Here is a 26283-nt window from a genome sequence, read left to right as displayed (position 1 = left end):
TATCGAACGCCGCGAGAGGAATCACCATGCCGAGTGCACCCGCCGAGCAGATTGTTTGGATCGACTGCGAGATGACGGGACTCGACGTGGACCGCGACGGCCTGTGCGAGATCGCCGTGATCGTGACCGACTTCGATCTCACGCCGCTCGATGACGGCTTCGACATCGTGATCAACCCGGGTCCCGACGCGCTGGCCAACATGAACGATTTCGTGCGCAACATGCACGAGACCTCGGGGCTTCTCCCCCGCATCGAGTCGGGCGCCACGCTCGCCGAGGCCGAGGAGCAGGTCATGGCCTATCTCAAGCGGTTCGTCACCGCGGGCCGGCGCCCGCTGGTGGCGGGGAACACCATCGGCATGGACCGCAGGTTCATTTCAAAGTACCTGCCCAACCTTGAGGAGACGCTCCACTACCGCAGCGTCGACGTGTCAACGATCAAGGAGCTCAGCCGGCGCTGGTACCCGGCCGCCTACTTCGGCGCCCCGGCGAAGCACGGTGGGCACCGCGCCCTCGCCGACATCGCCGAGTCGATCCAGGAACTCGCGTACTTCCGCGACGCCGTGATGATCGCGCAGCCCGGCCCGGACAAGGCGGCGTCGAAGGCGATCGCACAGTCGGCGACGGAGCGGTTCGCCACGCTCCTCAGCGGCCCCGCCGAACCTGAGTCAGAGTAAGGCGTGGGACGCGCGGTGTGACGACCGGTTTTAGCCCCCCAGTCGTGCCATAATAAACACCGCTGAGCAGCTGCACTTCGCGTCTGCGGCCGTCGCGGTATGGCACCGCGATTTGGGGGAAAGGGGCCGTGTTCAGACGCATGAATGCGACGACTCGAGACACAGCTTTTGCGGCACCGTTCGCGCTGATCGCCATCGGCACCGTCGCCTTTGGCGTCGGCCGCCTGATCTGGTCCGCTCCCGAGTCATGGACCCTCGTGCTCACCGTGATCATCGGGGTGCTCATTTGCGGTTCATTCCGCGTGGGCGTCGGCACGGCGCCCGGCTTCCCGGTGGTTGGGGTCACCATCACCATGCTCGCGATCGAGCCGATCAGCAGCTCCCCGTACACGGGCGTGGGCGTCTGGGCGATCGGGATCCTGCTCTCGCAGCTCATCGGCAGCAGTGACACCCTCCGCTCGCTGTACCTCGCGGGACTCTGCGCGGTCGCCGCGTTTGGTTTCGTGGCCGTCTCCGATTCCCTCACGTCTTCGGGGGTGTGGCTCCCGCTCGCATACCTGGCCGCGACCGCCGCCTACTACGCGGTCTTCCTGACCGGCGAGCTCGTGCGCTGGCGGCTGAGCCCCGCGTTCGACACGGCGCTCGGTTTCTCAATCATCAGCCCGCGCAAGCTCTCCCTCGTGGTCCTCGGAGTGGCCGCGGTCGCGACGCTCATGAACTACGTCGACGCCGCAATCATCCCCTGGCTTGAGTTCGATCCCGAGGTGCGCCGCGCGCCATTTGTGGTGCTGCTCGCAGCGGCGCTGTTTTACGCGCTCGCCCAACGCTCGCGCGCCACCGAGCTCGAGCAGCGGTTGCGCGCCATGCTGTCCGCGGCCGTTGAGCTGCCGCGTGAGACGGGCGCCGAGTTTATCGCCGCACTCCAGTGTCGCACCCGCACGATCCTCCGCGCCGCAAACGTCGAGGTGCGCGCGACACCCCCGGAACGGCAGGAGATCGGGGCGCCGGTAAAGTTCGACCCGGCAGCCGAGCCGCAGTACCTGATCGCCACCCACAAGGCCGGCGGCACGTCGTTCACGCGCGAGGATAAGCGGGCGATTTCGACCCTCGCGCACGTGGCGAGCGAGGCGGCGCGGGTGCAGAGCGAGGTCGATGCGCTTGAGCGTCGCGCAAGCACCGATCCCCTCACCGGCCTCCCCAACTACGGCGCGTTCCAGCAGGCGCTCGTGGCGGCAAACGAGCACCGGCCATACCACGAGGGCATCGCGCTCCTCTTCATCGACCTCGACAACTTCAAGAAGCTCAACGACAATTTTGGGCACCGCGCGGGTGACGAACTCCTCAAGGTCGTCGCGGAGCGGCTCCAGCACGCAGCCGGGGGCGGCGATTTCGTTTCCCGGGTGGGTGGCGACGAGTTCGTGGTGATCCTCACGGGGCTTGTCACGCTTGAGCAGGCCCGCGAGACCGCCGACCGCATTATCGCGGCGGTCAGCGACCGACTCACCCTCGACGGACACGACATGCGTCCGCTCGTGAGCGCGGGGCTCGCGTTTTCGCACCACCGGGAGATCGACGCGCAGACCCTCGTCGAAGACGCGGACCGCACCATGCTGCAGGTCAAGCGGTCGCGCCACCTCGGCTCCGCCGCCGAGCACAGCAGCGTCAGTGTGTCCACGCACCGCTCCACCCGCACCAACGACATTGTGGCGCGCGCGATCCGCGACGACCGGCTCGTCCTCGCGTTCCAACCGATTGTGGGTCTCGACGACGGCAAGATTTGGGCCTTCGAGGCACTCATCCGCTACGTTGACCCCGAGCTCGGCCCGATCACCCCGCCGTCGCTGGTGGCGCGGGCGAAGAGCCTGGGCCTCATGAACGAGCTGACGCAGCAGGTCATCACGAAGGCCCTGCGCGCGGCCTCCGAGTTCAATCGGCTCGAACCGAGCATCACGTGCATCACGGTCAACCTCGAAGTGGGCCAGATCAGCGACGCCGAGCTGGGGCCGTTCATCCGCGAAGCGGCGCGGGCGCATCCAGATCTGAAGCTCTGCGTCGAGCTCAACGAGCGATCCCTCCGCGAGGTCACGGACGAGCTGCGCCGCGACGCCGAGTCGCTGCAGCGCGCCGGCGTGCTGATCGCCCTCGACGACTACGGCTCCGATGACTCGTCCGTCGGCGCGCTCGTGAGATTCCCGATGAACATCCTCAAGATCGATAAGAGCATCATCAGCAACCTCGACGACGTGCGCCAGCGCGAGGTCGTCAAGTCCCTGCAGGTGTTCGGCGACAACCTCGACTACACGGTGGTGGTTGAGGGCATCGAGTCGCTCGACGCGGCGGAGGTGCTGTCCTCGCTCGGGGTGCGCAGCGCACAGGGCTACTTCTTCGGCCGCCCGCTCGGGTACGGCCAAACCATCGACCGGCTTCGCCGCTGGGGCACCCGCTCCATGGCCGGGCCGCGGGCCGGCAGCGGCGCGTAGCAGGGGGCCCGGCCGGCGCGTGGCAGGGCGCTAGAGCGCCTGCGGGGTCACGTCGACCCCACCGACCAGGCGCGCAATCGCGTCCTCGGGAACGAACTCCGGGTCCGGCTCGATGAACGCGTCGACCACGCCGATAAAGGACAGCGCGGCGACCGACCAGGTCTCGGTTGCGGCCCCCGCCTCTGCGGTAGCGTCGCCGCCGGAGTGCTCGCCGTCATCGGCCGGGAACTCGAAGTGGGCCTCCACCAGTGCGGGAACCGTCGCCCGCACGATTCCGAGGCCCTCGATCACCGACGCTGCGGCGATCACGAACGGCTGGTAGTCGTTGTGGAACACGGGTTTGAGGCGGTAGCCAACCGTGGGAAGCACGTTGCGGTAGAAGCTCTCCATCGTCTCCACGAACGAGAGCTCGCTGGCCCGCAGCGCCTCGAGCACCCGGTCCCTCGCCTCGCCCTCCGGCCACGACAGGATCGTGGTCGAGAGCGCCGCGTAGGTGCGCCACTTGCTCGACGCCGTCACCACGTCGAAGTTGTACTCCGCGGCGGTGCGAATCACGTCGATCAGCACGCCGCGGCGGCCCTTCGGCGAGTGCAGATCGTCGACGCGCATGCCGAGGTACTGCCAGGTGGTCAGGAGGGTCTGCGTGTCCGCGCGATCGATCCGCGCCTGGTTCGCAAGCTCGCAGAACAGATCGGCGAGAAACGCCTCGGCCGACGCCCACACCTGGGCAAACTGCCGAGTGGTGACTCCGGCCTCACGGGCCAACTGCTCGACGAGCGCCGCGTTGATCCCGAGCGAGAGCCCCACGGCTTCGACGTGCTGGGTGCCGCGCTGCAGCAGCCTCGCACGCACGTCCTCGAGCCCAGGATGACTCCCCTGTCCGCTCACCCGATCCCACATTTCTCCCGGCATAGCTCCCCCTGATCGCGACAGCCTAATTAATACATCCTACCAACCCGAAATGCCGCACAACAGCGTCGTTTTCGCCGTCGGATCCGGCCCACGCTTGCACCGCCGCCCGTTCTGCGGCTCGCCGCACCCAAAACGGTGTGTCGAGCGCAGTTATGCGGCAGAATAGTTCACCGCACGAGTGTCACCCGGCTGTGCCGTGGGGGAACGGCAGCAATGTCCGTGGCGAGTGACGCCGTGCTGTACCTGGGGGGGGCTCCACAGTTGTCCAATATTGACCGCACCGTCACGAATCACGACGTGATTCCGACGCTCAATTCGCACGTGTTCGATGAGCATCCGACAGCGAGGCTCGCGTGCGGGCTCATCGCCGTGAACGACGTCCCGCTTCCGGGGCTCGAATCCGAGTACGCGAGCCACTTCGAGCTCCGCCGGAGGGTCTACGTCGACCAGACCGGTCAGCTCGATGCGAGCGAGCTCCAGGACGACGGCACCGACCGCGACCCGGACGACGCGCGATCCGCAACCTTCGCGGTGTTCGAGAATCACCCGGCCGGCCTGCGCGTCCTCGGCGTTGCGCGCCTGATCCTGCGCGGCACCGACGCGCCGCTCCCCGTCGAGGAGTTCTGTCCAGACTCGTTCGCGACCGGCGAGCTCAGTCCGCGCAGCGTTGAGGTGTCCCGCGTCATCGCGCGGCACGAGACCGCGCTCGTGCAAAACGTGGTGCAGTGGCACCTCTTCACGCTCATGCTCGCCTACATCGCCAACCACGAACTCGAGCGCACCTTCGCGATCATCGAGCCCTGGTTCGAGCGCCACCTCAAGAGCATCATCTCCATCACCCGCATCGGTGAGCCGCGGTACGTGGAGCACTACCTCGACTACAACCTGCCGATCGAGATCGATATCCCCGCTTCGGCGCTGCTTGCAAACGCGCACAACGACGGCTTCATCGACCGCTACCGCGCGGCCGAGCCCGGACTCACGTTCGTGGGGCGCGCGGCGCGCGGCCCCCGAGCGGAGCAGGCAGCGTGATGCGCGGCAGCGTCTCCGCCCCCGAGTACTCACGCAACTTCGGCTTCTGGAACGAGGACGAGCAGCGCGCGCTCATGGCCGCGCGCGTCGCGATCGCCGGGGTCGGCGGAGACGGCTTCCAGCTGGGCCTCAAGCTGGCGCGGATGGGAGTGGCGCGCTTCAGCATCGCTGACCCGGAGGTCTTCGAACCCGAGAACGTCAACCGCGTTGAGGGCGCCACCGTCTCGTCGTTCAATCGGCGCAAGGCGGACGTGTTCCGTGACCGGGTGCTCGATATCAACCCGGACGCTGAGATCGACGTGTTCCTCGACGGGGTCACCCCCGACAACATCGAGGCGTTCATGCGGGGTGCCTCGCTCGTGCTCGACGAGTCAGAGCTCACCAAGCCCGAAATCGGCTCGCTCATCGCCCGGCAGGCGCGAGCGCAGGGGATCCCTGACCTCCTCGTCATGAACGTCGGCTTCGCGGCGCAGGTCACCTCGTTCGCGCCCGACTCCCCCTGGACCTTCGAGCGGTTCATGGGCTTCAGCGCGACGATGTCGCTCGACGAGATCGCCGCGGCCGGCGTGGACTTCTCCCGCTGCCTGCCCTACGTGCCGGGGTACACCGATCTGCGCTCGCTGCAAGCGGTGCAGGGCACGGTGGACACGCCGCCCGCGTCGCTCCCGTCAATCTCGATCGGCGTCGACGTGGCCTCGGCCATCGGCAGCGCGCAGGCGTTCCTGCACCTCACCGCCGGTGTGGCAAACCGCCGCCGCACGCCCGTGTGGGCGCCGCGAGTCGCCTACACCGACGCGTACTCGCTGCGCACGCGCGTGGTGCGCGCCGGGAAGCTCGCGCACCTGCGGGGACTCCTACTCGCGGCCGGACGACAGAAGCTGGGGCTCAACCCGCTCGGCAGCTACACGCCAGCCGACATCGCGCGCCGCGCGGCCGGGCGGGTCGAGGCGTAGCGACCTAATCGAAACCTTCCTCCACCAGCACGCAGCTCCCCTCGGTGATCACGTGTGCCTGACCGGAGCCGCCGACGACTCGGCTTGAGCTTTCGACGAAGAGTCGGTCCTTGAAGATGGACATGGAAAACCCTCCGTACATGCCTGGATACCCAAAGTAGAGGTCTTCGAGTGGCTCCAACGCGATGAGTTCAGTGGGAACCGGACGGACGCTCACGTGCCCCACGCGCTCGGTGCGCGCCGAGATCAGTTCCGCAAGGTGCCGGTCCCACGCAGCAAACCGCTGCTGCTCCTGCTCGTGGGGCACGCGCACGGCGAGTACTTCTGTCAGGTGCCCGTGGCCGCGCTGCCGGGACAGGTCGATCGGCCGGTCACCCTCTGCAGTGCGCAGCGAACGCCATCCGCCGCGGCGGATGAGTTCCGCCACCACGTCCACCGGCGCCCCGAGCCAGGCCGCCTGGTGGAGCGGCGCAAACAGTGATCGCCCACCGATCCGCCACTGATTCGCGCTCAACCGCTCATTCGCGTCGAGGAGCCCAAACACGTCATCCCACCTGCCAGCCCTGGCCGCGTCGGCGAGCAGAGTGACGCTCGCCACGTGGTTCTCGGTGAGGGACCCCGAATCAACGACGCCAGGCCATTCGACAGTCACGTGCTCCCCGCTTTCAGTCTTCGAGAGGTGTCCCCCAGACTACTTGGGCTGGCGGCACGTGCTGAATACCGCGCTCGCACGGCCCGCGGCGCGGCACCGCATCGCGCGCGAGCGAGCGCGCAATGCCGCGCGGCCGTGGTCGCGGCGCGGGCGCACCATGCGTGGAAACGAAAAAAGTGAGGCTCACACTCTCACAAGACCGAATCGTCTTGGGAGGGTGTGAGCCTCACTACTTGGGGTGGCTAACGGGACTTGAACCCGCGACCACCGGCACCACAAGCCGGTGCTCTACCGACTGAGCTATAGCCACCATGCGACCGCATTCACCGGGGCGAACGAGGCAACTCAACGATCATAACCCATATCGGGGGCCTCTCGCGAACCGGCGCGTCGCCCCGGGTGCGCCGCGCAGAATCTCGGTCTCTCACCCGCCGTTCGCCGCTTCTGTGTAGGGTGAAAGCATGCTCGTCATCCCCCTTGAAGAGTTCGAGGCCCTCGTATCCGACGGCCTCGATTCGCTGCACGACGACATGATGTCTCAACTCGACAACGTCATCTTCCTCGTCGAGGACCGACCGCAGGACGGCAGCGATATTCTCGGCGTCTACGAGGGCTTCTCCCTCGCCGAGCGCAACGTCTACGGCTATGGCGAAGAGCCAGACCGCATCATCCTCTTCCGGGAGAATCTCCTGGAGCACTGCGCCGACCACGACGAGCTCGTGCACGAGATCCGCGTGACGCTCGTGCACGAGATCGCCCACTTCTACGGGCTCACCGAAGAACGCATCCACGAGCTCGGGTGGGGGTGATGGGAATGACCGAGACCGAGGTCAGTCGCGTTGCAGACGCCCAGCTGCTGCCCGACCACGGCTGGCAAGCGGTGGTGTGGGACGATCCGGTCAACCTCATGTCGTACGTCGCGTACGTGTTCCAGACCCACTTCGGCTTTGAGCGCGGCCACGCGGAAGAGCTGATGCTGCGCGTGCACCACAGCGGCAGCGCGGTCGTTGCTGAGGGGAGCCGGGAGGCGATGGAGATGCACGTCGAGGCGATGCACGGCTACGGCCTGTGGGCCACCGTTCGCGAGGCTGGAGCCGCATGAAGCTGATGCCGACGCCCGATGGGCTGAAAGTCACGTTCGAGTACGACGAGGCAGCGATGCTGGACCAGCTCGTCACGCAGCTCACGCAGTTGCTCCAGAGCCACAGCGGCACCGCACTTGACCCTGACCCGCTGTTCGCGAGCCTGGAGGTGGGCGGCTCGGACGAGCTGCCCGAGGATCCGGCGCTTGCGCGCCTGTTCCCGGACGCCTACCCGGAGGACGGCGAGGCCTCGTCATTTCGGCAGGTCACCGAGCAGGGTCTCCTCAACCGCAAGCTCCAGGACGCGGCGGTGGTCACCTCCGCGCTGGGTCTCGGCGACCCACCGGCCGGACCAGCAGAACCGTCCGAGCCGATTGTGATCAAGATCTCACCGGTCACGCTCCCCGCCTGGGTGCGCACCCTCACCGCTCTGCGGCTGGCAATCGCCGCGCGCATCGGGCTCGACACCACCGAGGATCGCGAACAGCTCCTCGACGGCGACGACACCCGGGGCACGGTGCTCGTGTTCGACTGGCTCGCCGCAATCATCGAGTCGGTGCTCACGATCATGGCCGCGACCGACGAGGACGCCGCGAGCGACGCCGGCTGAGCGACGACGACGGCTCCTCGCCGGGCGACTGAGCGACGACGACGGCTCCTCGCCGAGCGACTGAGCGGCCGCCGCTGAGCACGACGCCCGCTAGGCGGGCGGCTGCAGCGATCGGGGGTCGACCACTTCGCCCCGCCCCGTGAGCAGGCTGGCCGAGGTGACCCCGGCGGCGCCGAATCTGCCGCGCACCTCGTCGACGGCCTGGTCGACGGCCCGCCAGTCTTCGTCGTCGCTCCACAGCGCCGCCGGGTCGCTCCCGGCCGGCGCGAGCTGCTCGGCGCGCACCCCGATGAGCCGCACTGGGCGTCCCGTGCCGAGGCCACCGAGCAGCTCGCGCGCGGTCTGGTAGATCCGCTGCGTGGCGTTCGTCGCCTCTGAGAGGGTGCGCGACCGCGAGACCGTCTCAAAGCTCTCCCAGCGCACCTTGATCGCCACGGTGCGCGCCTCGAGGCCCGCGTCGCGGAGCCGCTCCCCCGTGCGCGTGGCGAGGCGCAGCAGCTCACGCTCAAGAAACTCGCCGTCCACGACGTCGCGGGCGAAGGTCTCCTCGTGGCCGATGCTCTTCTCCACCCGCGTGGTCTCAACGGCGCGCGCATCGCGGCCGTTCGCCAGCGCGTGCAGCCGCTGCGCGCTCGAGGTGCCCACGAGGCGGGTGAGCGCGGGCAGCGGCTCGCGTGCGAGATCCGCCACCGAGTGGATCGCCCGCGACTTCAGCGTGCGCGCGGTCGCCTGCCCCACACCCCACATCGCCTCCACCGGGAGCGTGTGCAGGAACTCGACGGTGCGCGCCGGCGGGATCTCAAGAATGCCGTCTGGCTTTGCGCGCTGCGAGGCGAGCTTCGCGACGAACTTGGTCGCCGCGAGCCCCACGGACGCCGGGAGGCCCGTCTGCTCGCGGATCCGTTCCCGGAGCGCACGCGCGATGTCGGCCGGGGTGCCAAACAGCTTCAGCGATCCGGACACGTCAAGGAACGCCTCGTCGATACTGAGCGGCTCCACCAGCGGAGTGAACTCGTGGAAGATCGCCATCACCTGCTTCGACGCGCGGCGATACTTCTCGAACGAGGGCGGGATCAGCACGAGCTCGGGGCAGAGCTGCTTCGCCCGAGCAACCGGCATGGCAGAGCGCACACCAAAGCGACGCGCCTCGTAGCTCGCGCTCGACACCACCGAGCGGGTTGTGTCGTGGGCGGAGACCACCGGCTTGCCGCGCAGCTCCGGGTAGTCGAGCAGCTCGACCGACACGAAAAACGAGTCCATGTCGACGTGCAGCATCGAGGCCACCGAACGCTGCGACTCATTCATGCATCAATTGCACCACAGACCACCGACCTTTCTTGTAGCGTTAGCCGTGAACACCACTGGCTCCGGCACGAAAGCAGGCCCATGGCACGGCAGGACTCCCCCACCCCTCGCCCCTCGGTCGCGCGGCTGCGCGACCGGCCAACCGCGGACGTGATCATCGTCGGCGGCGGCATCAACGGCATCGCCACGTTCCGTGAGCTCGCGCTCCAGGGCGTCGACGTGATGCTCGTCGAGCGCGGCGACTTCGTATCCGGCGCGTCCTCCGCCTCGAGCCACATGGTCCACGGCGGCGTCAGGTACCTCGAAAACGGCGAGCTGCGGCTCGTGCGCGAGGCGGTCCAGGAGCGCAACCGGCTGCTGCGCAACGCGCCACACTACGTCGCCCCGCTCGAGACCACGATTCCGATCTTCAAGACGTTCTCCGGTGTGCTCACGGCCCCGTTCAGACTGCTCGTCTCGCACGGACGCGGCAAGCCGCGCGAGCGGGGCGCCCTGCTGATCAAGATCGGGCTCGTGATCTACGACACGTTCTCGCGCGGCGGCGGGCGCGTCCCGCGGCACCGCTTCCACGGGAGAGAACGGTCGCTGCGGGCACTGCCGCGGCTCAACCCCCGGATCAAGTACACCGCCACGTACTTCGACGCGTCGATGCACGACCCCGAGCGGCTCGCGCTCGACGTGCTGGGCGACGGGATCGCCGCCGGGCAGCAGCAACCGGGCGCGCTGCCCGAGACCGCAACCGCGCGCGCGGCGAACTATGTCTCGGCGGTCGGCTTCGCCGACGGCGGCGTGCAGCTGCGCGACGAGCTCACCGGGGACGAGTTCTCGCTCACCGCGCGGGTCGTGATTAACACGAGCGGCCCGTGGACCGACCAGACCAACGCGGCACTCGGCCGGCCCACCCACTACATGGGCGGCACGAAGGGCTCGCACATCGTGTTCGATCACCCGGAGCTGCTCGCAGCGACCGGCGGGCGCGAAATGTTCTTCGAGCACTCGGACGGCCGGATCGTGCTCATCTACCCGCTCAAGGGCCGGGTGATGGTGGGCACCACCGACATCGACGCCGACCCCGGCGAGCCGAGCGTCTGCACCGACGCCGAGGTTGACTACTTCTTCGACCTCATCCCCCACGTCTTCCCGAGCGTCACGGTGCGCCGCGACCAGATCGTGTACTCGTTCTCCGGGATCCGACCACTGCCCCGGCACGACGACACCGCGCCGGGCTTCGTGTCGCGCGACTACCGGATCGAGCACGGCTGGCTCGGGGGCGTCCGCACGCTCAGCCTCGTGGGGGGCAAATGGACCACGTTCCGCGCGCTCGCCGAGCACCTGGGCGATGAGACGCTGCAGCTGCTCGGCGCGACGCGTACCGTGAGCACCCGCGCCACCATGATCGGCGGCGGGGCGGGCTTCCCCAGGGACCGCGCCTCGCGGCGGATCTGGATCGCCAAGCACGGCGGCAGCCACGACCCGGTGCTCGTCTCCCGGCTGCTCGACCGGTACGGTACCCGCGCCACCGAGGTGCTCGCGACGCTCCCAGCCGCCCCCGAGGAGCTCGCCTCGGCGCCGGGCTACTCGGCCGAGGAGCTCGCCCACCTGGCCGGAGCCGAGGGTGTGGTCCACCTCGACGACCTCCTGCTGCGGCGCACCTCGATCGCGTTCGTCGGCGGGATGACGGCCGACACGCTCAGGGAGGTGGCCGCCGCGATCGCCCCCGCGCTGGGCTGGGACGCCGCCACCCAGGAGGCGGAGGTTGCGCGCACCACCGAGCTCCTCCGAACCGCCCACCGGGTCGAGCTCGGAGCACGCGGCCTCGTCGCGCAGCACTAGCGTCGCCACCCGGCGTCCGCCACCCGGCGCTCGCTGCCAGCTTCCCGATATTCCGTCCCTTCCCTTCGCAGACCAGATCGCCGTTCCGCCGCACCGTCAGAGGAGACCCACATGCCCGAATACGTGATCTCGATCGATCAGGGCACCACGTCCTCCCGCGCCATCATCTTCGACCGCGCCGGAAGTCTTGTCGCCGTGGGGCAGAAGGAGCACGCGCAGCTCATGCCGCAGGCCGGATATGTTGAGCACGATCCCCTGCAGATCTGGCAGAACGTGCAGGAGGTGATCGGCGTCGCGCTCGGCCGGGCGGACCTCACCGGCCAGGACATCGCCGGGATCGGCATTACCAACCAGCGCGAGACCACGATCGTGTGGGATCGCCACACCGGCGAGCCGATCCACAACGCGATCGTGTGGCAGGACACACGCACGCAGCCGCTCATCGACGAGCTCGCCGCGTCGGGCGGCACCGATCGCTTCCGCAGCACGACTGGGCTCCCGCTCGCCAGCTATTTCTCCGCGTCAAAGATCGCGTGGCTGCTCGAGCACGTCCCCGGCGCCCGCGAGCGGGCCGAGGCCGGCGATCTCCTCTTCGGCACCCCGGACACGTGGGTGCTCTGGAACCTCACCGGCGGGCCCGAGGGCGGCGTGCACATCACCGACGTCACGAACGCCTCGCGCACACTGCTCATGGAGCTCACCACACTCTCCTGGCACGACGAGCTGCTCCGGGCGTTCAACATCCCCCGCGCCATGCTTCCCGAGATCCGCTCGTCGTCCGAGGTGTACGGCCACGCCGAACCGTCCTCGCTGCTGCACGGCGTCCCGGTCGCCGGGATCCTCGGCGACCAGCAGGCGGCGACGTTCGGGCAAGCGGCTTTCGAGGCTGGCACGTCGAAGAACACCTACGGCACGGGCTGCTTTCTGATTTTCCAGACGGGCACGGAGATCGTCCACTCGACCAACGGACTCATCACCACCGTCGGCTATCAGCTCGGCGACGCTCCCGCACACTACGCGCTCGAGGGATCGATCGCCGTCACGGGGTCCCTGATTCAGTGGCTCCGCGACCAGCTCGGGCTGATCCGTTCGGCCGACGAGGTCGAGGCGCTCGCGGGCTCGGTGCCCGACAACGGCGGGGTGTACGTGGTCCCGGCGTTCTCCGGGCTGTTTGCCCCCTACTGGCGGCCCGACGCGCGCGGCGCGATCGTGGGGCTCACCAGGTACGCGAACCGCGGTCACATCGCGCGGGCCGCCCTTGAGGCGGTCGCGTACCAAACCCGCGACGTGCTCGACGCCGTCAACGCGGACGTGCCCGTCCCCCTGGCGGAGCTGCGCGTCGACGGCGGCATGGTCGCCAACGACACACTGATGCAGTTTCAGGCCGACGTGCTCGGCGTCCCGGTCGTGCGGCCGCGAGTTGCCGAGACCACGGCGCTCGGCGCCGCGTACGCGGCGGGCCTCGCGGTGGGCTTCTGGTCTGGCATCGACGAGCTGCGCGCCAACTGGCGGGAGGATCGCCGCTGGGAGCCGCACCTCGAACAGGCCGAGCAGGACCGGCTGCTTCGGCAGTGGCGCAAGGCAGTGTCGAAGTCGATTGACTGGGTCGACGCCGACACACAGTAGTTGGCACTCAGACAGCGCGGTCACACCCGCCCCGCTCACATGCGAGGCTGAGTAGCCCAGAGTCGCGAGTTACTCACAGACCCACCTGCGCGCCCAATTTCACGACCCCACCCTGGCACGATCGGTACACACCACACACAATAGGGAGCGTGACGACCGTGACTGAACCTCAAATCTGGACCGCCATCGGCTTGCTCGTCGCGACGCTCGTGAGCATGGTGGTGCTGACGTCGCGCGCCACGCACCGCACCGTGGGGGTCCTGGTAGACGGGCTCCGCGCCGAAATGCGGCTCCACTTCACTCAGATCGAGCGCAACTTCGAACAGATCGACCGCCAGTTTGCACGGGTCGACCGCCAGTTCGAGCGGGTCGAGCACCAGTTTGCGCAGATTGACGAGCGTTTCACGCGGGTCGAGCAGCAGTTTGATCGGATTGACGGGCGTTTCTCGCGCGTCGAGGCCAGGCTCGACCGCCTCTCTGCTGACGTCGCTGGCCTCGACCGCGATATGCAAACGGTGGTGCGCCGCGTCTTCCCCGACCCGGGCGCCGAGTAGCGCGCGCCGGCGCGACTCCGCCCGTGCACGCTCAACGGACGAGGCGCCCGGCGGATCACTCCGCCGGACGCCTCGTCCGGGTACTCCGCGAACTTCGTTACGCGCTCGCGCGCTCCAGCACGAGCTCGCGCACGCGCGCGGCATCGGCCTGGCCGCGCATTGCCTTCATCACCGAACCGATGATCGCCCCGGCGGCCTGCACCTTGCCGTCGCGGATCTTCGCGAGCACGTCGGGCTGCTCGGCAAGCGCGGCGTCGACGGCGGCGATGAGGGCCCCGTCGTCCGACACGATCGCGAGGCCGCGCGCGGCGACGATCTCCGCCGCGGTGCCCTCGCCGTCGATGATGCCGGCGATGACCTGGCGCGCCAGCTTGTCGTTCAGCGTGCCCTCGTCCACGAGCGCCACGACCGAGGCGATCTGCTCGGGGGTGATGAGCTCGGTCGGAACCGCGCTTCGCTCGTTCGCGATGCGCGCGATCTCGCCCGTCCACCACTTGCGCGCGGCATGGGCCGGCACGCCGGCGGCGACGGTCGCTTCGATCGCGCCGACCAGGCCCGCGTTGACGACGTCCTGGAACTCGAGTGCGGAGAACTGCCACTCGGAGATCAGGCGGCGCCGGCGCAGCGTGGGGTGCTCGGGCAGCCCGGCGCGGAGCTCCTCAACCAGCTCGCGCGACGGGGTGAGCGGAGCCAGGTCGGGCTCCGGGAAGTACCGGTAGTCGTCGGCGTCGCTCTTCGGACGGCCCGGGGAGGTCTCCCCGGTGTCCTCGTGCCAGTGACGCGTCTCCTGCGTGATCGCAGTGCCCTCGGAGAGCAGCTGCGCCTGGCGCTGGATCTCGAAGCGCACCGCGCGCTCGATCGAGCGCAGCGAGTTCACGTTCTTCGTCTCCGTGCGAGTGCCGAGCACGCTCATGCCGGCGTCCTCGTTGCCACGCGGCCGCAGGGACACGTTCGCGTCGCAGCGCAGGTTCCCGCGCTCCATCCGCGCATCGGAGATCCCGAGCGCCGTGACCAGCTCGCGGATCGTCGCAACGTACGCCGCGGCGATCTCGGGGGTGTCGGCCTCGCCGCCAAAGATCGGGCGGGTGACGATCTCGACGAGCGGCACGCCGGCCCGGTTGTAGTCAACCAGCGAGTACTCCGCACCCTGGATGCGCCCGGTTGAGCCGCCGATGTGGTTCAGCTTCCCGGCGTCCTCCTCCATGTGGGCGCGCTCGATCGGCACGTGCACCACACGGCCGCTCGCGAGCTCGATCTCCACCGTGCCGTCGAACGCGATCGGATCGTCGTACTGCGAGATCTGATAGTTCTTCGCCATGTCTGGGTAGAAGTAGTTCTTCCTCGCGAACCCGGAGACCTCAGCGATCTCGCACCCGAGCGCGAGGCCCAGGCTGATCGAGTAGCGCACGGCCTGCTCGTTGACCACCGGCAGCGCGCCGGGCAGCCCGAGGCACACCGGAGTGAGGTTCGTATTCGGCTCAGCACCGAAGGTGTTCGGGGCGGAGGAGAACATCTTCGTGGCGGTGTTGAGTTCCACGTGCACCTCGAGCCCGATGACCGGCTCGTAGCGCTCGAGCGCTTCCTCGAACTTCATCAGCTTCGTCTTCGCCATTACGCGGCCGCCTTCCGGCTCGGGGCACCTGCAAGGGACGGGGCCTGCGCCCAGAACGGCGCACCATCGCGGTCTGCGATGAGCTGCTCGATCGCGGCGCCGGCGCGGTACAGGCGAGCGTCTTCGAAGGCCGGGGCCATGAGCTGCAAGCCGACGGGCAGGCCGTCCTCGCTCGCGGTACCGATCGGGAGGCTGAGCCCCGGGATCCCTGCGAGGTTCGCGGGGATCGTGGTGGCGTCGTTCAGGTAGTCCTGCATCGGGTCTCCCGTGTGCGTGCCGAGCGCCCACGCGGTCGTGGGCGCCGTCGGCGAGGCGATCACGTCGACCTGGGCGAACGCCGCGGCGAAGTCGCGCTGGATCAGCGTGCGCACCTGCTGCGCGCTGCCGTAGTACGCGTCGTAGTAGCCGGCAGAGAGCGCGTAGGTGCCCAGGATGATGCGGCGCTTCACCTCGGCGCCGAAGCCCGCGGCGCGGGTCTCACTCATGACCCCCTCGACGGTGCCACCGCCGGCGGGGGTAACTCGGAGGCCGAAGCGCACCGAGTCGTACTTCGCAAGGTTGCTCGATGCCTCAGCGGGGAGGATCAGGTAGTAAGCGGCAACCGCGTACTCGAAGTGCGGTGCGTCGATCTCGACGATCTCGGCACCCTGTGCCTGCAGCAGCGCGAGCGACTCGTCGAAGCGCGCCTTGACGCCCGGCTGCACGCCGTCGATCATCAGCTGCTTCACCACGCCCACGCGAAGGCCGCGCAGGCTCGCCGGGTCGGCGCCGCTGCGCGCGGCGGCGGCCATCGACGGCCACGCGTGGTTGAGCGAGGTGGAGTCGTGGTGATCGTGCCCGGCGACCACGTCGTGCAGCAGCGCGGTGTCGAGGACGGTGCGCGCACAGGGGCCGATCTGGTCGAGGGACGACGCGAGCGCGATGGCGCCGTAGCGGCTCACCCCGCCGTACGTGGGCTTTGCGCCGACGGTGCCGGTGAGGGCGGCCGGCTGGCGGATCGAGCCGCCCGTGTCCGAGCCGAGCGCGAGCGGCGCGGCGAACGCGCCCACCGCGACGGCCGAGCCGCCACCGGAGCCGCCGGGCACGCGAGACGTGTCCCACTGATTGTGCGTGGGCCCGTACGCCGAGTTCTCGGTGGCCGATCCCATGGCAAACTCGTCCATGTTCGTCTTGCCGATGTTCACGAGGCCCGCGGCGCGCGCCTTCGCGACGGCGGTCGCGTCGTACGGCGAGCGGTAGCCCTCGAGAATCTTCGACCCGGAGGTGGCCGGCATGTCGGTGGTGACGAGCACGTCCTTGATCGCCAGGGGCACGCCGGCGAGCTCGCCAAGCTGCTCTCCCGCGGCCCGGCGCTCGTCGACCGCGCGCGCGGCCGCGAGCGACGCCTCGGCGTCGGTCGCGAGGAACGCGTGCAGCTCGCCGTCAACGGCGGCGATGCGGTCAAGGTGCGCCTGCGTCGCCTCGACGGACGACACCTCGCCTGCGGCGAGCTTCGCGGCGAGATCCGCCGCGGTCAGCTGAATCAGCTCGCTCATTACTGTTCTTCTCCCAGGATCGATGAAACGCGGAACATGCCGTCCGTCGTCTCGGGCGCGTTCGCGAGGGCCTGCTCGTGCGTCAGCACATCAGCGATCACGTCGGGGCGCGTCACGTTGTTCAGCGGGATCGGGTGGCTGGTCGCTGGCACGTCGGCGCTCACGACCTCACCCACCTTCGCGATATTCGTCAGAATCGAGCCGAGCTCGGTCGTGAGCGATTCGATCTCGGTGTCGGTCAGTGCGATCCGGGCGAGACCGGCGAGATGCTGCACGGTCTCGGCCGTGATCTCACCGCTCGTCGCGGCGGGACCGGCCGCAGAGGTTTCAGGCATGCTGCTCCATCATGGCTTCGGGTGTGGTTCTCAGACCCCACCATCTTAGCGAGCGGTCGCGGGGAGCCCGCCCGGTTCACCGTCTGGTGCGCGGCTGGACCCGCGCGCGGCGAACGGTGCGGGCGCGTCGGTGCGACTCCCGTCGATGTTCCAGAGCCCCGAGCACCCGCGCCGCGGGCTGGTGACCAGGTGGCCGTCGGCGATCCCGATCGCGGTCATCAGCGCGTAGACCGTCGTGGGGCCCACGAAGCTAAACCCGTGGCGCTTCAGTACGCGGGCGAGCTCGACCGACTCCGGAGAGGTAGCGGGCACCTCGGCGTCGGTCGCGGGCGCGGGCGACCGCTCCGGCATGTACGACCAGACGAGCTCCGCGAGTGACGGGCCGTCTGCCGCGGCGAGCTGCAGCGTGGCGCGGGCGTTGCCGATCGTCGCGTGGATTTTCCTCGAATTGCGGATGATGCCGGAGTCGGAGAGCAGCCGCTCAACGTCGCCGTCGTCGTACGCTGCGATGCGCCGCGGGTCAAAGCCGTCGAAGGCCTCCCGAAACGCCTGGCGCTTCCTGAGCACGGTGAGCCACGACAGCCCCGACTGAAACGCCTCGAGCGTGAGCCGCTCGAAGACGCCAACCTCGTCGGTGATCGGGTCGCCCCACTCGGTGTCGTAGTACTCGAGCAGGAGCGGATCTTGCGTGGCCCACGCCGCGCGCTGCGTGGGCGCGCTCTGGTCTGTCATGCCGTGTCCCTTCAGCTTTGATGGCCGCCGCCCTGGGCGGAGGTTTCGTTAAGCGTAGCGAGAGCCAGGGCAAAGCTCGCGGCAAGTTTTTCGGCTGTGGATAACTCGACCGCCGCGGCACCTATTCGGTCGCGGCAGCGGCCTCAGCCGCATCGCCGAGCTCTGCCTTGTCGCCGAGCCCCGCCGGCCCCTCCGTGACGAGCACGGCGAACTGCGCGGCGTCGAGCACGGGGATTCCGAGCTCCTCGGCCTTTGCCAGCTTCGATCCGGCGCCCGGCCCCGCCGCAACGTAGTCGGTCTTCTTCGAGACGCTCGCGGCGGCCTTCCCGCCGGCCTGGATGATCGCTTCCTTCGCGCCGTCCCGGCTGAAGCCGTCGAGCGTCCCGGTAGCCACGATCGTGAGCCCCGCGAGTACGCCCCCCTCGGCCACCGCGGCACCGGGGCCCGGATGCCCGGGGGTGGCCCACTGTACGCCGGCGGCGGTCCACCGCTCCACGATCTCGAGGTGCCAGTCGACCGCGAACCAGTCGGCAAGCGAGTCGGCGATGGTGCCGCCCACGCCGTCGACCTGCGCCAGGTCTTCCGGCGTGGCGGCGCGGATCGCGTCGAGTGAGCCAAACCAGTCGGCGAGCGCGCGAGCCGCCACGGGCCCGACGTGCCGGATGTTGAGTGATACCAAGAGCCGCCACAGGGGCTTCGTCTTCGCGCGCTCAAGCTCCTGCAGGAATGTCTCCGCATCCTTCGACGGCGACACCAGCTCGTAGTCTTTCCTCACGTTCGCGGCGCGGCGCTCGGCCGGGGTCTTGTCTTCCCAGCCCGGCGGGTACACCCGGTCGACCTTCTGGAACGGGCGGCGGCGGCGCGGCTCCCCCGTCTCGTCCTCGATAATCGGCTCCCCCGTCTCGGCGTCGCGTACGACCACCTGGATGGGGACGATCTGGTCAAGCGTCAGGTCGAACAGCCCCGCCTCGGTCTGAAGCGGGGGTGTGGCCGGCACCTCGGGCTGCGTGAGCGCCGCCGCGGTGATTTCACCGAGCACCTCGATGTCGAGCGCGCCGCGCGACCCAATGTGTTCCACCCGACCGCGCACCTGGGCGGGGCAGTCGCGCGCGTTGGGGCAGCGCAGATCGATGTCGCCCTCTTTCATGGCGCGCAGCTCGGTGCCGCACTCGGGGCAGCCCACCGGCATGCGCCACTCCACCTCGCTGCCGTCGCGCAGCTCAAGCACCGCGCCGAGCACCTCGGGGATCACGTCACCGGCCTTGCGGAGCACGACCGTGTCGCCGATCAGCACCCCCTTGGCGGCCACGACCTGCTGGTTGTGGAGCGTCGCCTGGCGCACCGTTGATCCGGCCACCTTCACCGGCTCCATCACGGCGTAGGGCGTGGCGCGCCCGGTGCGGCCCACGCCAACGCGAATATCGAGGAGCCGCGTGTGCACTTCCTCCGGCGGGTACTTGTACGCGATCGCCCAGCGCGGGGCGCGGCTCGTCTCGCCCAGCTCAGCGTGGAGCGCAAGCTCGTTCACCTTCACCACGATGCCGTCGATCTCGTGTTCGACGTCGTGGCGGTGCTCGCCGCGATCCTCGATGAACGCGGTCACCTCGGCCACGGTGTCAAACACGCGGGAGTGCGGCGAGACCGGCAGCCCCCACTCGCCCAGCAGGCGGTACGCGTCAGACTGCTCTGCGAAATCCGGATCCGCCCACGCACCGATCCCGTGCACATACAGCGAGAGCCGGCCGAGCCGCTCGCGCATCAGCTCGAGCTCCGCCGGGGTCTTCTTGTCGGCGCGCTGCCGCAGGCTGCCCGCCGCGGTGTTGCGGGCGTTCGCAAACTCGGGGTACCGCACCGGGATGTCTGCTGCGGCGCGCCCGCGCGCGAGCTGCTCGGCCACGAACTCGGCCTGCAGCGCGTGCTGGCGCTCGTTCAGCCACAGGAAGTCGGCGCCGCGCAGGAATACTTCCCCGCGAGCCTCAAAGAACTCAGGAATTCCGTCGCCGTGCAGGGTCCGCGGGATCGCCGAGATGAAATCGACGTTCTCGGTGATGTTCTCGCCCACGCGGCCGTCGCCGCGCGTGGTGGCGGTCTCGAGCACACCATTGCGGTAGGCGAGGCTGATCGCGAGCCCGTCGATCTTCAGCTCCGAAAGCCACCGCACCGGGCGCCCCGCAGCGGCTCGCGTCTTTTCGGCCCACTCCCTAAACTCGTCGAGCGTGAACACGTTGTCGAGGCTGAGCAGGCGCTCGGCGTGCTCGTGCTCGGGGAAGCCCGCCGACACGATGGCGGCCCCCACCTCGCGCGTGGGGCTGTCTTGACCCGCGAGCTCGGGGAACGCGCGCTCAAGCGCCTCAAGCCGGTGAAACTGCACGTCGTACTCGGCGTCGGAGACCAGGCTCGCACCCTCGGAGTAGTACGCGCGGCGCAACCGCTCGATCTCCGCGGCGAGGCGCGCGGCTTCTTCTCGCGCTGCGGCGAATTCAGTGGGCAGCTCGGCGGGAGTCTCGGCGGAAGAGGTGTTCACACGCCAATTCTAGGTTTGACCCCCGACAACACGCATCTGAATCGCGGCGCACCTGAATCGCAGCGCGGTAGATTCGCGGCGCTCCGGGCGTTTGGCGGCTAGGCGCGCTCGGAGCCGCCGACGGCGGCTGCCCCGTCGCCCGCGCCGGCCGCCTGATCGGGGGCGGCCTCGGCATCGAGCGGCACCGCGCGGTCGATCGTGAACTGGCCGAGTACGCGCGTGCCGATGTAGAGCACCGCTGTCTGCCCCGGGGCGACCCCGAGCAGCGGCTCGGCGTGCAGCAGGTCGATGTCGACGACGATCTCGTGCGTCGCGTCGGCGCGGTGCTGCTCCGTGCGCTCCGCCTCGAGAATCGGGACGAGGCGCGCCGTCGCGGGAACCGGATCGGCGTGGGCGCGGATCTGCACCTCGCAGCGGAACGTCTGAGCGGTGTCGAAGCCGGGCTCCCCCGCCCAGCTATAGCGTCCGCCCGCGATGCGGGAGATCGCGAGCCGCTCCTTCGGGCCAACCACCACCTGGTTCGACACCGGCCGGATCGACAGTACGTAGCGCGGCTTCCCGTCCTCAGCTGGACGCCCCAGTTGCAGACCGCGGCGCTGGCCCACGGTGTAGCCGTGCGCCCCATCGTGGCTGCCGATCACGGCGCCCGCCTCGTCAAGAATCTCGCCGGGCTCGCGGCTCACGTGGTCGGAGAGCCACCCGCGCGTGTCGCCGTCCGGGATGAAACAGATGTCGTGGCTGTCGGGCTTCTGCGCGACCTGCAGGCCGCGGTCGGCGGCCTCCGCGCGCACGAGGTCCTTCGACGGGGTATCGCCGAGCGGGAAGTAGCAGTGCGCGAGCTGCCGCTCCGTGAGCACCCCCAGCACGTACGACTGGTCCTTGGACCAGGCGCTCGCGCGGTGCAGCTCCCGCCCGCTCGCGCCGTCGGCGAGCGTGGCGTAGTGCCCCGTGGCGACCGTGTCGAACCCCAGCGCGATCGCCTTGTCGAGGAGCGCGGCGAACTTAATCTTCTCGTTGCAGCGCATGCATGGATTCGGCGTGCGTCCCGCCGCGTACTCGGCGATGAAGTCGTCGACCACGTCCTCGCGGAAGCGCTCACTCAGATCCCACACGTAGAACGGGATCCCGAGCAGGTTTGCCGCTCGGCGCGCGTCCATCGCGTCCTCGATCGTGCAGCACCCGCGCGAGCCGGTCCGCACCGTCCCGGGCATCCGGCTCAGGGCGAGATGCACGCCAACCACATCATGCCCGGCCTCGACCGCGCGGGCAGCAGCAACCGCGGAGTCGACACCCCCACTCATCGCCGCCAGAACTTTCACCGGAATAGTCTACGCCAGTCCGGCGCTGCGCGCCCGCCGCAGCGCATCTGGCAGCGCCGCGAGCAGCCGGTCGACCTCGTCCGCGGTGGTGTGGGCCCCGAGCGTGAAGCGCAGCGCACCGGCGGCCTCCGCCTCGGGCACGCCCATTGCGCGGAGCACGTGGGACGGCTCCGCGACGCCCGCCTGGCAGGCGGAGCCCACGGACGCTGAGACGCCGGCGGCGTCGAGCAGGAACACGAGCGAGTCGCCCTGGCAGCCGGGGAACGTGAAGTGCGCGTTGCCGGGTGCACGCTCCGCACCCGGGGCCGGCCCGCGCAGCACCGCACCGGGATCGGCCGCGCGCACGCCGGCGATCAGGCTGTTGCGGAGCGCCGTGACCCGCGCGAGCGCGGTGTTCCCCGGTGCCCCGGTCGGTGCAAGCGCGAGGCGCAGGGCAGCCGCAAATCCGACCGCACCGGCCACGTCCTGCGTGCCCGAGCGGGCGCGCTGCTGCGTGCCGCCGTGCACGAGCGGATCCGCCACCGCGCGGCGCCCGAGGAGCAGGGCGCCCACGCCGACGGGCCCGCCGATCTTGTGCGCGGATACGCTCACCGCCGCCGCTCCAGAGCGGGTGAAGTCGACGGGGACCTGCCCCAGCGCGGCGACCGCGTCGACGTGGCTGGGAATCCCGGCCGCGGACGCGATCTCGCACAGCTGCGCCACGGGCTGCACCGTGCCCACCTCGTTGTTCACCCAGATGAACGACGCGAGCGCGACCTCGGCCGCTCCCGCCGCCGCGATCGCGGAGCTGAGCGTCTCCGGGGCCAGGCGCCCGGCCCCGTCTATGGGGAGCCACACGAGCGTGGCGCCCTGGGTGTCGCGGAGCCACTCGGCGGCCTCGATCGTGGCGTGGTGTTCCCCCTCGGCAACGAGGATCGTGCTCCCCAGTCCCGCGCGCCGCCGCGCCCAGTACATGCCCTTCAGCGCGAGGTTCACCGATTCGGTGCCGCCGCTCGTGAAGATGAGCTCGGCGTGATCGCAGCCGAGCAGGCCCGCGATCTCGTCGCGGGCCTGCTCCAGCGCCTCGCTCGCCGCCTGGCCGTGCGCGTGCGTAGACGCGGGATTCCCCACGGTGCGCAGTGCGTCGACATACGCCGCGAGCACCGGCTCGGGCATCGGCGAGGTCGCGGCGTGGTCGAGGTATGCGCGCGTCTGGGGCATCGGCCCTCCTAGTAGAGCAGGTTCGCGAGCCGCCCCCGGGCGGCGATCACGCGCGGGTCAGCCACGCCAACCACCTCGAACAGCTCGAGCAGGCGCTCACGCACCACCGCGCGGGCGTCCTCGTCGCTCGCGGCGAACAGGTCGAGGAGTCGCAGGAACGCATCCTCGACGTGCCCGCCCGACACGTCGAGATCGGCGACCGCGAGCTGCTCGGCGATCCCCTGGGGCGCGGCAGCGGCGGCCGCGCGGACCTCCTCAGCGCTGACACCCGAGAGGCGCTGCAGCAACCGCATCTGCACGAGTGCGGCACGCGCCACGGCGTCGGCTGGCGCCTTCGCGAGCACCGCCTCCCACTCGGCGACTGCCCCGGCGAAGTCACCGCGCTCGGCGGCCTCGACCGCGGCGACGTGCGCGGCGGGGATCTCGGGCTCGCTCGGCGCGGCGTCGGCGGCCGTCGCGTCCTGGTCGGGCGCCGCGACGCGCCCCACCACCCCGTGCTGCTCGGCGAGCTGCAGCAGCTGCGTGAACACGTCGCGCACCTGCTCCTCCGGCTGCGCCCCCTGGAAGAGCGGCACCGGGCGCCCGGCGACAAGCGCGACGACCGTGGGGATCGCCTGCGCCTGGAATGCCTGCACGAGTCCGGGGTTCGCGTCCGCGTCGACGCGCGCAAGCAGCACGCGCCCGCCGAACTCGCGCGTGACCTTCTCGAGGACCGGGCTCAGTTCGGCGTTGGGCTCGCTCCACGCGGCCCACAGCTCGACCACCACGGGCACGACCGTCGAGAGCTGCGCGGCCTGCTCGAAGCTCGCGTCCGTCACGTCCATCACGAGCGACGGCACATCGACCACGCGCGCGTCGGGCGCACCGCCCGCGCCAGCAGCTGCGGGGCCGCCCGGCTGCGCGGCCGCCTGGCCGCGCGCGGCGAGGTGGCTCAGGTCAATGCCGCCACCGGGGATTCGTTCGGGGATCTGCTGTGACATCTCTAGTTCCTCACTCCTACAAGCTCGCTCGTCACTCCGAGGAGCTGGATCTTCGCGTCTTCGGCCTTGCTCGGGACGAAGAACAGCATCTGGTGCGCGACCTCCTGCACCAGGCGGTCCTGCTCGCCGCTCAGCCCCGAGAGTGCCGTTACCTCATCCTTAGCCTGCGGCTTGTACCGGCCGCCGTCGGCGTCCACAATCTGCTCCTCGATCACGGTCGTGGCGACGAGCGCACCACCGGCCCCGGTCGAGAGCGCAACCGGATCCTCGTCACCCTGGCGGGCAGTCACCGAGAACTTCATGGTCTGCCCCTTCTCGTCCGACTGCGCCTGCGCGGCCTCGGCCCGCACCTTGCCGTACGTGTCGAGCAGGGAGTCCGTGGTGAGGTCGAAGTACTGCGCCTCCTCGGCGTCTGCGCCGTTCTGCAGCAGCGCAGCGTAGGCAGCGCCCACCTGCCCCGGCTGCAGCACGAGCGTCTCGATGTCGTTCGCGAGCACGGCGGTCCCGTCCTCGGCGGGCGCGGCCTGCGGCATCGAGATGCCGCCGCGCAGCGCGATCACCCGAGACACCCGGTAGTTTTCGTGCGGGTTTGCCTGCGTCATCACGAGCGCGAGCGACGGCGACGTGCCGGTCGTCTCGGCCCCGGCCTCGGCGTCAGTGCCGGCATCGCTCGCGGCCGCCCCCGGGGTCGATGCCACCGTGACGAACAGGGTGCGCGGCCAGGTCTCGGTGCTCTGCATCAGCTCGTAGTCGAGCTCCTCCGCCGTGATCCGCGGCGGCACCACCCCGTAGTCCGGCTTTGCGGACCGGATCGCGTAGTTTGCGGCCCGCTGCGCGAGCGCGTCACCCGTGAACCGATCCTCCAGCGCGGACGCGTCGAGCGTGTCGTCGCCGGTCATCGCGTCCGCGGAGATCTGCTCGATGATCCGCTGCAGCTGCCCGTCGGTCACGGGGACCGGGGCGACCGCGGAGGCCGGCGACTCGGAGGGCGCCTCCGACGTCTTCGTGGGCGCCGCCGTCTGCGGCCAGTAGCTCGCCGAGCAGCCGCTCAGGCCGAGCGCGACCGTCAGCCCCAGCGCGGGGAGCGCGCCGCGCCGCGCCCACCCGGGGCGCCGCGACGTCACAGCCCGCCGTTCGGCCTTCGCTCCACCGGCCGCGTCGGGTGCGGCGGTAGGCGCCTCGGGTGCGGCGGTAGGTGCTTCGGCAGGTGTCTCGGGCGCAGCTGGTGCTTCGGTGTCGACTGGCGAGACGGGCGCGGCGCCCGCATCAGTGTCGGCAGCCGCGGGCGGGGCCTCAGACTCGGTCCCGTCGGCCGCTGCCGGCGTCGGATCGGCCGCCGGGCCCGCAGCTGCGGCGGGCGAGGCTGCGGCAGATCGCCGGGATCCGCCACGTGCCCTGCGATTGCGCAGGCCCTGCAGCGGGCCCCGACGGCCGCGACGCGGCCCAAGCCCGCGCCGGTCATGATCGACCGCGAGCAGGTAGAGCAGACCGCCCACGAGCGCGAGCACGCCGCCGCCAACGAGCAGCGGCCCCGCCCAAGGTGTGCTCCGATCCTGCGCCCACACGAGGGTCACGTCTGCCGGCATTGGCTGGGTCCCGTCTGCGGCTATCAACACCGACTGGTCTGAGGTCACCGATACCGGGACGCGCAGGGACTCGGTCTCAACACCGCTGCCGGAGGCGTCAATGGTGCGCTCCTCCAGCCAGAGATCGCTCCCCCGCGGGTCCAGGCCGGTCTCGGTGCTGACTCCCTCGGGGCCGGCGTCTTGCACGGGGGCGATCAGCGCACTGAGGAGCCGCTTCCCCTTGGTGTCAACCGAGAGTTCGGCGTGCAAAAAGGGCTCTACCCAGCCGCGAACGTCGCGAGTCGCGCCGGTGGCCACGAACGCCTGGTCGCCGGAGACGACCACGTTCGCCTGACCGGGCACCTTTGCAAACTCGGCGCCGTCGACGACCGCAAAGCTCGCCTCCGAATTCGTCTCCACGGGAAAGCTGATTTCAGCGGGTCCCGCAAGAAACGTGCGCTGGCCAATCCCCAGGATCAGCATGACGCCGGACAGCACGAGCGCTGCAATCGCAAGCACGTATCGCACGTGGGCTCCTCACATTGGTAATCGGTTCCGGCGGCCGCAGCACTGGTTTCGCTGCACGCAAACGGATCCTCAGCGTGTAACGCTACCCGAGCTTTCCGCATAATCCATGCGGACAAGCTCTGGATTCCCCCCGTCAGCCACGCAAAACCCCACTCGGCTCCCCGGGATGTGAACTATCATTAACCTTTACATGCCCAAGCCGCCACCCCCGGCGCGCCCGCGGGGATTTCTCGCCTC

22 protein-coding genes and 1 tRNA gene are annotated in these 26283 nt (G+C 69.7%); 10 read left to right on the top strand and 13 right to left on the bottom strand.

What is annotated here, in order from left to right:
* Window positions 1–26 precede the first annotated feature (26 nt).
* Window positions 27–677 carry an oligoribonuclease gene (orn, locus tag EV139_RS10525; protein ID WP_130454287.1) on the top strand — a complete coding sequence of 217 codons (651 nt, stop codon included), beginning with the start codon at window positions 27–29 and terminating at the stop codon, window positions 675–677.
* Window positions 678–817: 140 nt separating this feature from the next.
* Window positions 818–3157: a putative bifunctional diguanylate cyclase/phosphodiesterase gene (locus EV139_RS10520; RefSeq protein ID WP_130454286.1), complete on the top strand. Its 2340-nt coding sequence runs from the start codon at window positions 818–820 to the stop codon at window positions 3155–3157.
* A gap of 30 nt (window positions 3158–3187) precedes the next feature.
* Here EV139_RS10520 and EV139_RS10515 read toward each other — a convergent pair whose 3' ends face one another.
* Window positions 3188–4069, bottom strand: coding sequence for a hypothetical protein (locus tag EV139_RS10515; protein ID WP_130454285.1), 882 nt, complete (start codon window positions 4067–4069; stop codon window positions 3188–3190).
* A 261-nt stretch (window positions 4070–4330) separates the two neighbouring features.
* On the opposite strand from EV139_RS10515, the gene EV139_RS10510 reads away from it, so the two are divergent.
* Together EV139_RS10510 and EV139_RS10505 are read left to right on the top strand one after the other, a co-directional pair.
* The gene (locus tag EV139_RS10510; RefSeq protein ID WP_130454284.1) at window positions 4331–5101 is read left to right on the top strand and encodes a hypothetical protein; all 771 of its coding nucleotides are present in this window, start codon (window positions 4331–4333) and stop codon (window positions 5099–5101) included.
* On the top strand, window positions 5101–6054 hold the full coding sequence (locus tag EV139_RS10505) for a ThiF family adenylyltransferase (RefSeq protein ID WP_130454475.1): 954 nt from the start codon (window positions 5101–5103) through the stop codon (window positions 6052–6054). The genes EV139_RS10510 and EV139_RS10505 overlap by 1 nt, the downstream gene beginning before the upstream one ends.
* A 4-nt stretch (window positions 6055–6058) precedes the next feature.
* Here the strand turns inward: EV139_RS10505 and EV139_RS10500 are convergent, their stop codons facing one another.
* On the bottom strand, window positions 6059–6706 hold the full coding sequence (locus EV139_RS10500; RefSeq protein WP_130454283.1) for a hypothetical protein: 648 nt from the start codon (window positions 6704–6706) through the stop codon (window positions 6059–6061).
* Between the two features lie 234 nt (window positions 6707–6940).
* Window positions 6941–7016: transfer RNA gene (locus tag EV139_RS10495), tRNA-His, on the bottom strand.
* 151 nt (window positions 7017–7167) lie between these two features.
* Between EV139_RS10495 and EV139_RS10490 the strand changes: the two genes are divergently transcribed.
* From EV139_RS10490 to EV139_RS10480, 3 genes are read left to right on the top strand one after another with little or no spacing between them, the layout of a single operon-like run.
* Window positions 7168–7515, top strand: coding sequence for a metallopeptidase family protein (locus tag EV139_RS10490; protein ID WP_130454282.1), 348 nt, complete (start codon window positions 7168–7170; stop codon window positions 7513–7515).
* A 5-nt stretch (window positions 7516–7520) separates the two neighbouring features.
* Window positions 7521–7808, top strand: coding sequence for an ATP-dependent Clp protease adapter ClpS (gene clpS, locus EV139_RS10485; protein WP_130454281.1), 288 nt, complete (start codon window positions 7521–7523; stop codon window positions 7806–7808).
* Window positions 7805–8398, top strand: coding sequence for a DUF2017 family protein (locus EV139_RS10480; RefSeq protein WP_130454280.1), 594 nt, complete (start codon window positions 7805–7807; stop codon window positions 8396–8398). The genes clpS and EV139_RS10480 overlap by 4 nt, the downstream gene beginning before the upstream one ends.
* Before the next feature lie 90 nt (window positions 8399–8488).
* On the opposite strand, the gene dinB is transcribed toward EV139_RS10480, so the two are convergent.
* Complete coding sequence (dinB, locus tag EV139_RS10475) at window positions 8489–9703, bottom strand: DNA polymerase IV (RefSeq protein WP_130454279.1); 1215 nt, start codon at window positions 9701–9703, stop codon at window positions 8489–8491.
* An 81-nt stretch (window positions 9704–9784) separates the two neighbouring features.
* Between dinB and EV139_RS10470 the strand changes: the two genes are divergently transcribed.
* The 3 genes from EV139_RS10470 (at window position 9785) to EV139_RS10460 (ending at window position 13716) form a co-directional block, all read left to right on the top strand.
* Window positions 9785–11536, top strand: coding sequence for a glycerol-3-phosphate dehydrogenase/oxidase (locus EV139_RS10470; protein ID WP_130454278.1), 1752 nt, complete (start codon window positions 9785–9787; stop codon window positions 11534–11536).
* Between the two features lie 111 nt (window positions 11537–11647).
* Entirely contained in the window at window positions 11648–13162 is a 1515-nt protein-coding gene (gene glpK / locus EV139_RS10465) for a glycerol kinase GlpK (RefSeq protein ID WP_130454277.1), read from the top strand.
* 158 nt (window positions 13163–13320) lie between these two features.
* Window positions 13321–13716, top strand: a complete 396-nt coding sequence (locus tag EV139_RS10460; protein ID WP_130454276.1) for a hypothetical protein — start codon at window positions 13321–13323, stop codon at window positions 13714–13716.
* Window positions 13717–13813: 97 nt separating this feature from the next.
* On the opposite strand, the gene gatB is transcribed toward EV139_RS10460, so the two are convergent.
* The 9 genes from gatB to EV139_RS10415 form a co-directional block, all read right to left on the bottom strand.
* Window positions 13814–15328: an Asp-tRNA(Asn)/Glu-tRNA(Gln) amidotransferase subunit GatB gene (gene gatB / locus EV139_RS10455; RefSeq protein WP_130454275.1), complete on the bottom strand. Its 1515-nt coding sequence runs from the start codon at window positions 15326–15328 to the stop codon at window positions 13814–13816.
* Window positions 15328–16863, bottom strand: a complete 1536-nt coding sequence (gene gatA / locus EV139_RS10450; protein WP_130454274.1) for an Asp-tRNA(Asn)/Glu-tRNA(Gln) amidotransferase subunit GatA — start codon at window positions 16861–16863, stop codon at window positions 15328–15330. Before gatA ends, gatB begins: the two co-directional genes overlap by 1 nt.
* Window positions 16863–17198: an Asp-tRNA(Asn)/Glu-tRNA(Gln) amidotransferase subunit GatC gene (gatC, locus tag EV139_RS10445; RefSeq protein WP_130454273.1), complete on the bottom strand. Its 336-nt coding sequence runs from the start codon at window positions 17196–17198 to the stop codon at window positions 16863–16865. Before gatC ends, gatA begins: the two co-directional genes overlap by 1 nt.
* Window positions 17199–17243: 45 nt before the next feature.
* Window positions 17244–17930, bottom strand: a complete 687-nt coding sequence (locus tag EV139_RS10440) for a DNA-3-methyladenine glycosylase I (RefSeq protein WP_130454272.1) — start codon at window positions 17928–17930, stop codon at window positions 17244–17246.
* A 121-nt stretch (window positions 17931–18051) separates the two neighbouring features.
* The gene (ligA, locus tag EV139_RS10435) at window positions 18052–20454 is read right to left on the bottom strand and encodes an NAD-dependent DNA ligase LigA (protein ID WP_241989024.1); all 2403 of its coding nucleotides are present in this window, start codon (window positions 20452–20454) and stop codon (window positions 18052–18054) included.
* A 98-nt stretch (window positions 20455–20552) separates the two neighbouring features.
* Window positions 20553–21773 (bottom strand): tRNA 2-thiouridine(34) synthase MnmA, encoded by a 1221-nt coding sequence (gene mnmA / locus EV139_RS10430; RefSeq protein ID WP_130454271.1) that lies wholly within the window; start codon window positions 21771–21773, stop codon window positions 20553–20555.
* Between the two features lie 9 nt (window positions 21774–21782).
* Complete coding sequence (locus tag EV139_RS10425; protein ID WP_130454270.1) at window positions 21783–22973, bottom strand: cysteine desulfurase family protein; 1191 nt, start codon at window positions 22971–22973, stop codon at window positions 21783–21785.
* A gap of 8 nt (window positions 22974–22981) precedes the next feature.
* On the bottom strand, window positions 22982–23953 hold the full coding sequence (locus EV139_RS10420) for a tetratricopeptide repeat protein (RefSeq protein WP_130454269.1): 972 nt from the start codon (window positions 23951–23953) through the stop codon (window positions 22982–22984).
* 2 nt (window positions 23954–23955) lie between these two features.
* The gene (locus EV139_RS10415) at window positions 23956–26046 is read right to left on the bottom strand and encodes a DUF8094 domain-containing protein (RefSeq protein ID WP_130454268.1); all 2091 of its coding nucleotides are present in this window, start codon (window positions 26044–26046) and stop codon (window positions 23956–23958) included.
* Window positions 26047–26283: the final 237 nt, after the last annotated feature.

Source organism: Leucobacter luti (assembly GCF_004217175.1).
Taxonomy (GTDB): Bacteria; Actinomycetota; Actinomycetes; order Actinomycetales; family Microbacteriaceae; genus Leucobacter; species Leucobacter luti.
Note: the sequence above shows the minus strand (reverse complement) of the source record. Positions and strands in the feature narration are given on the sequence as shown.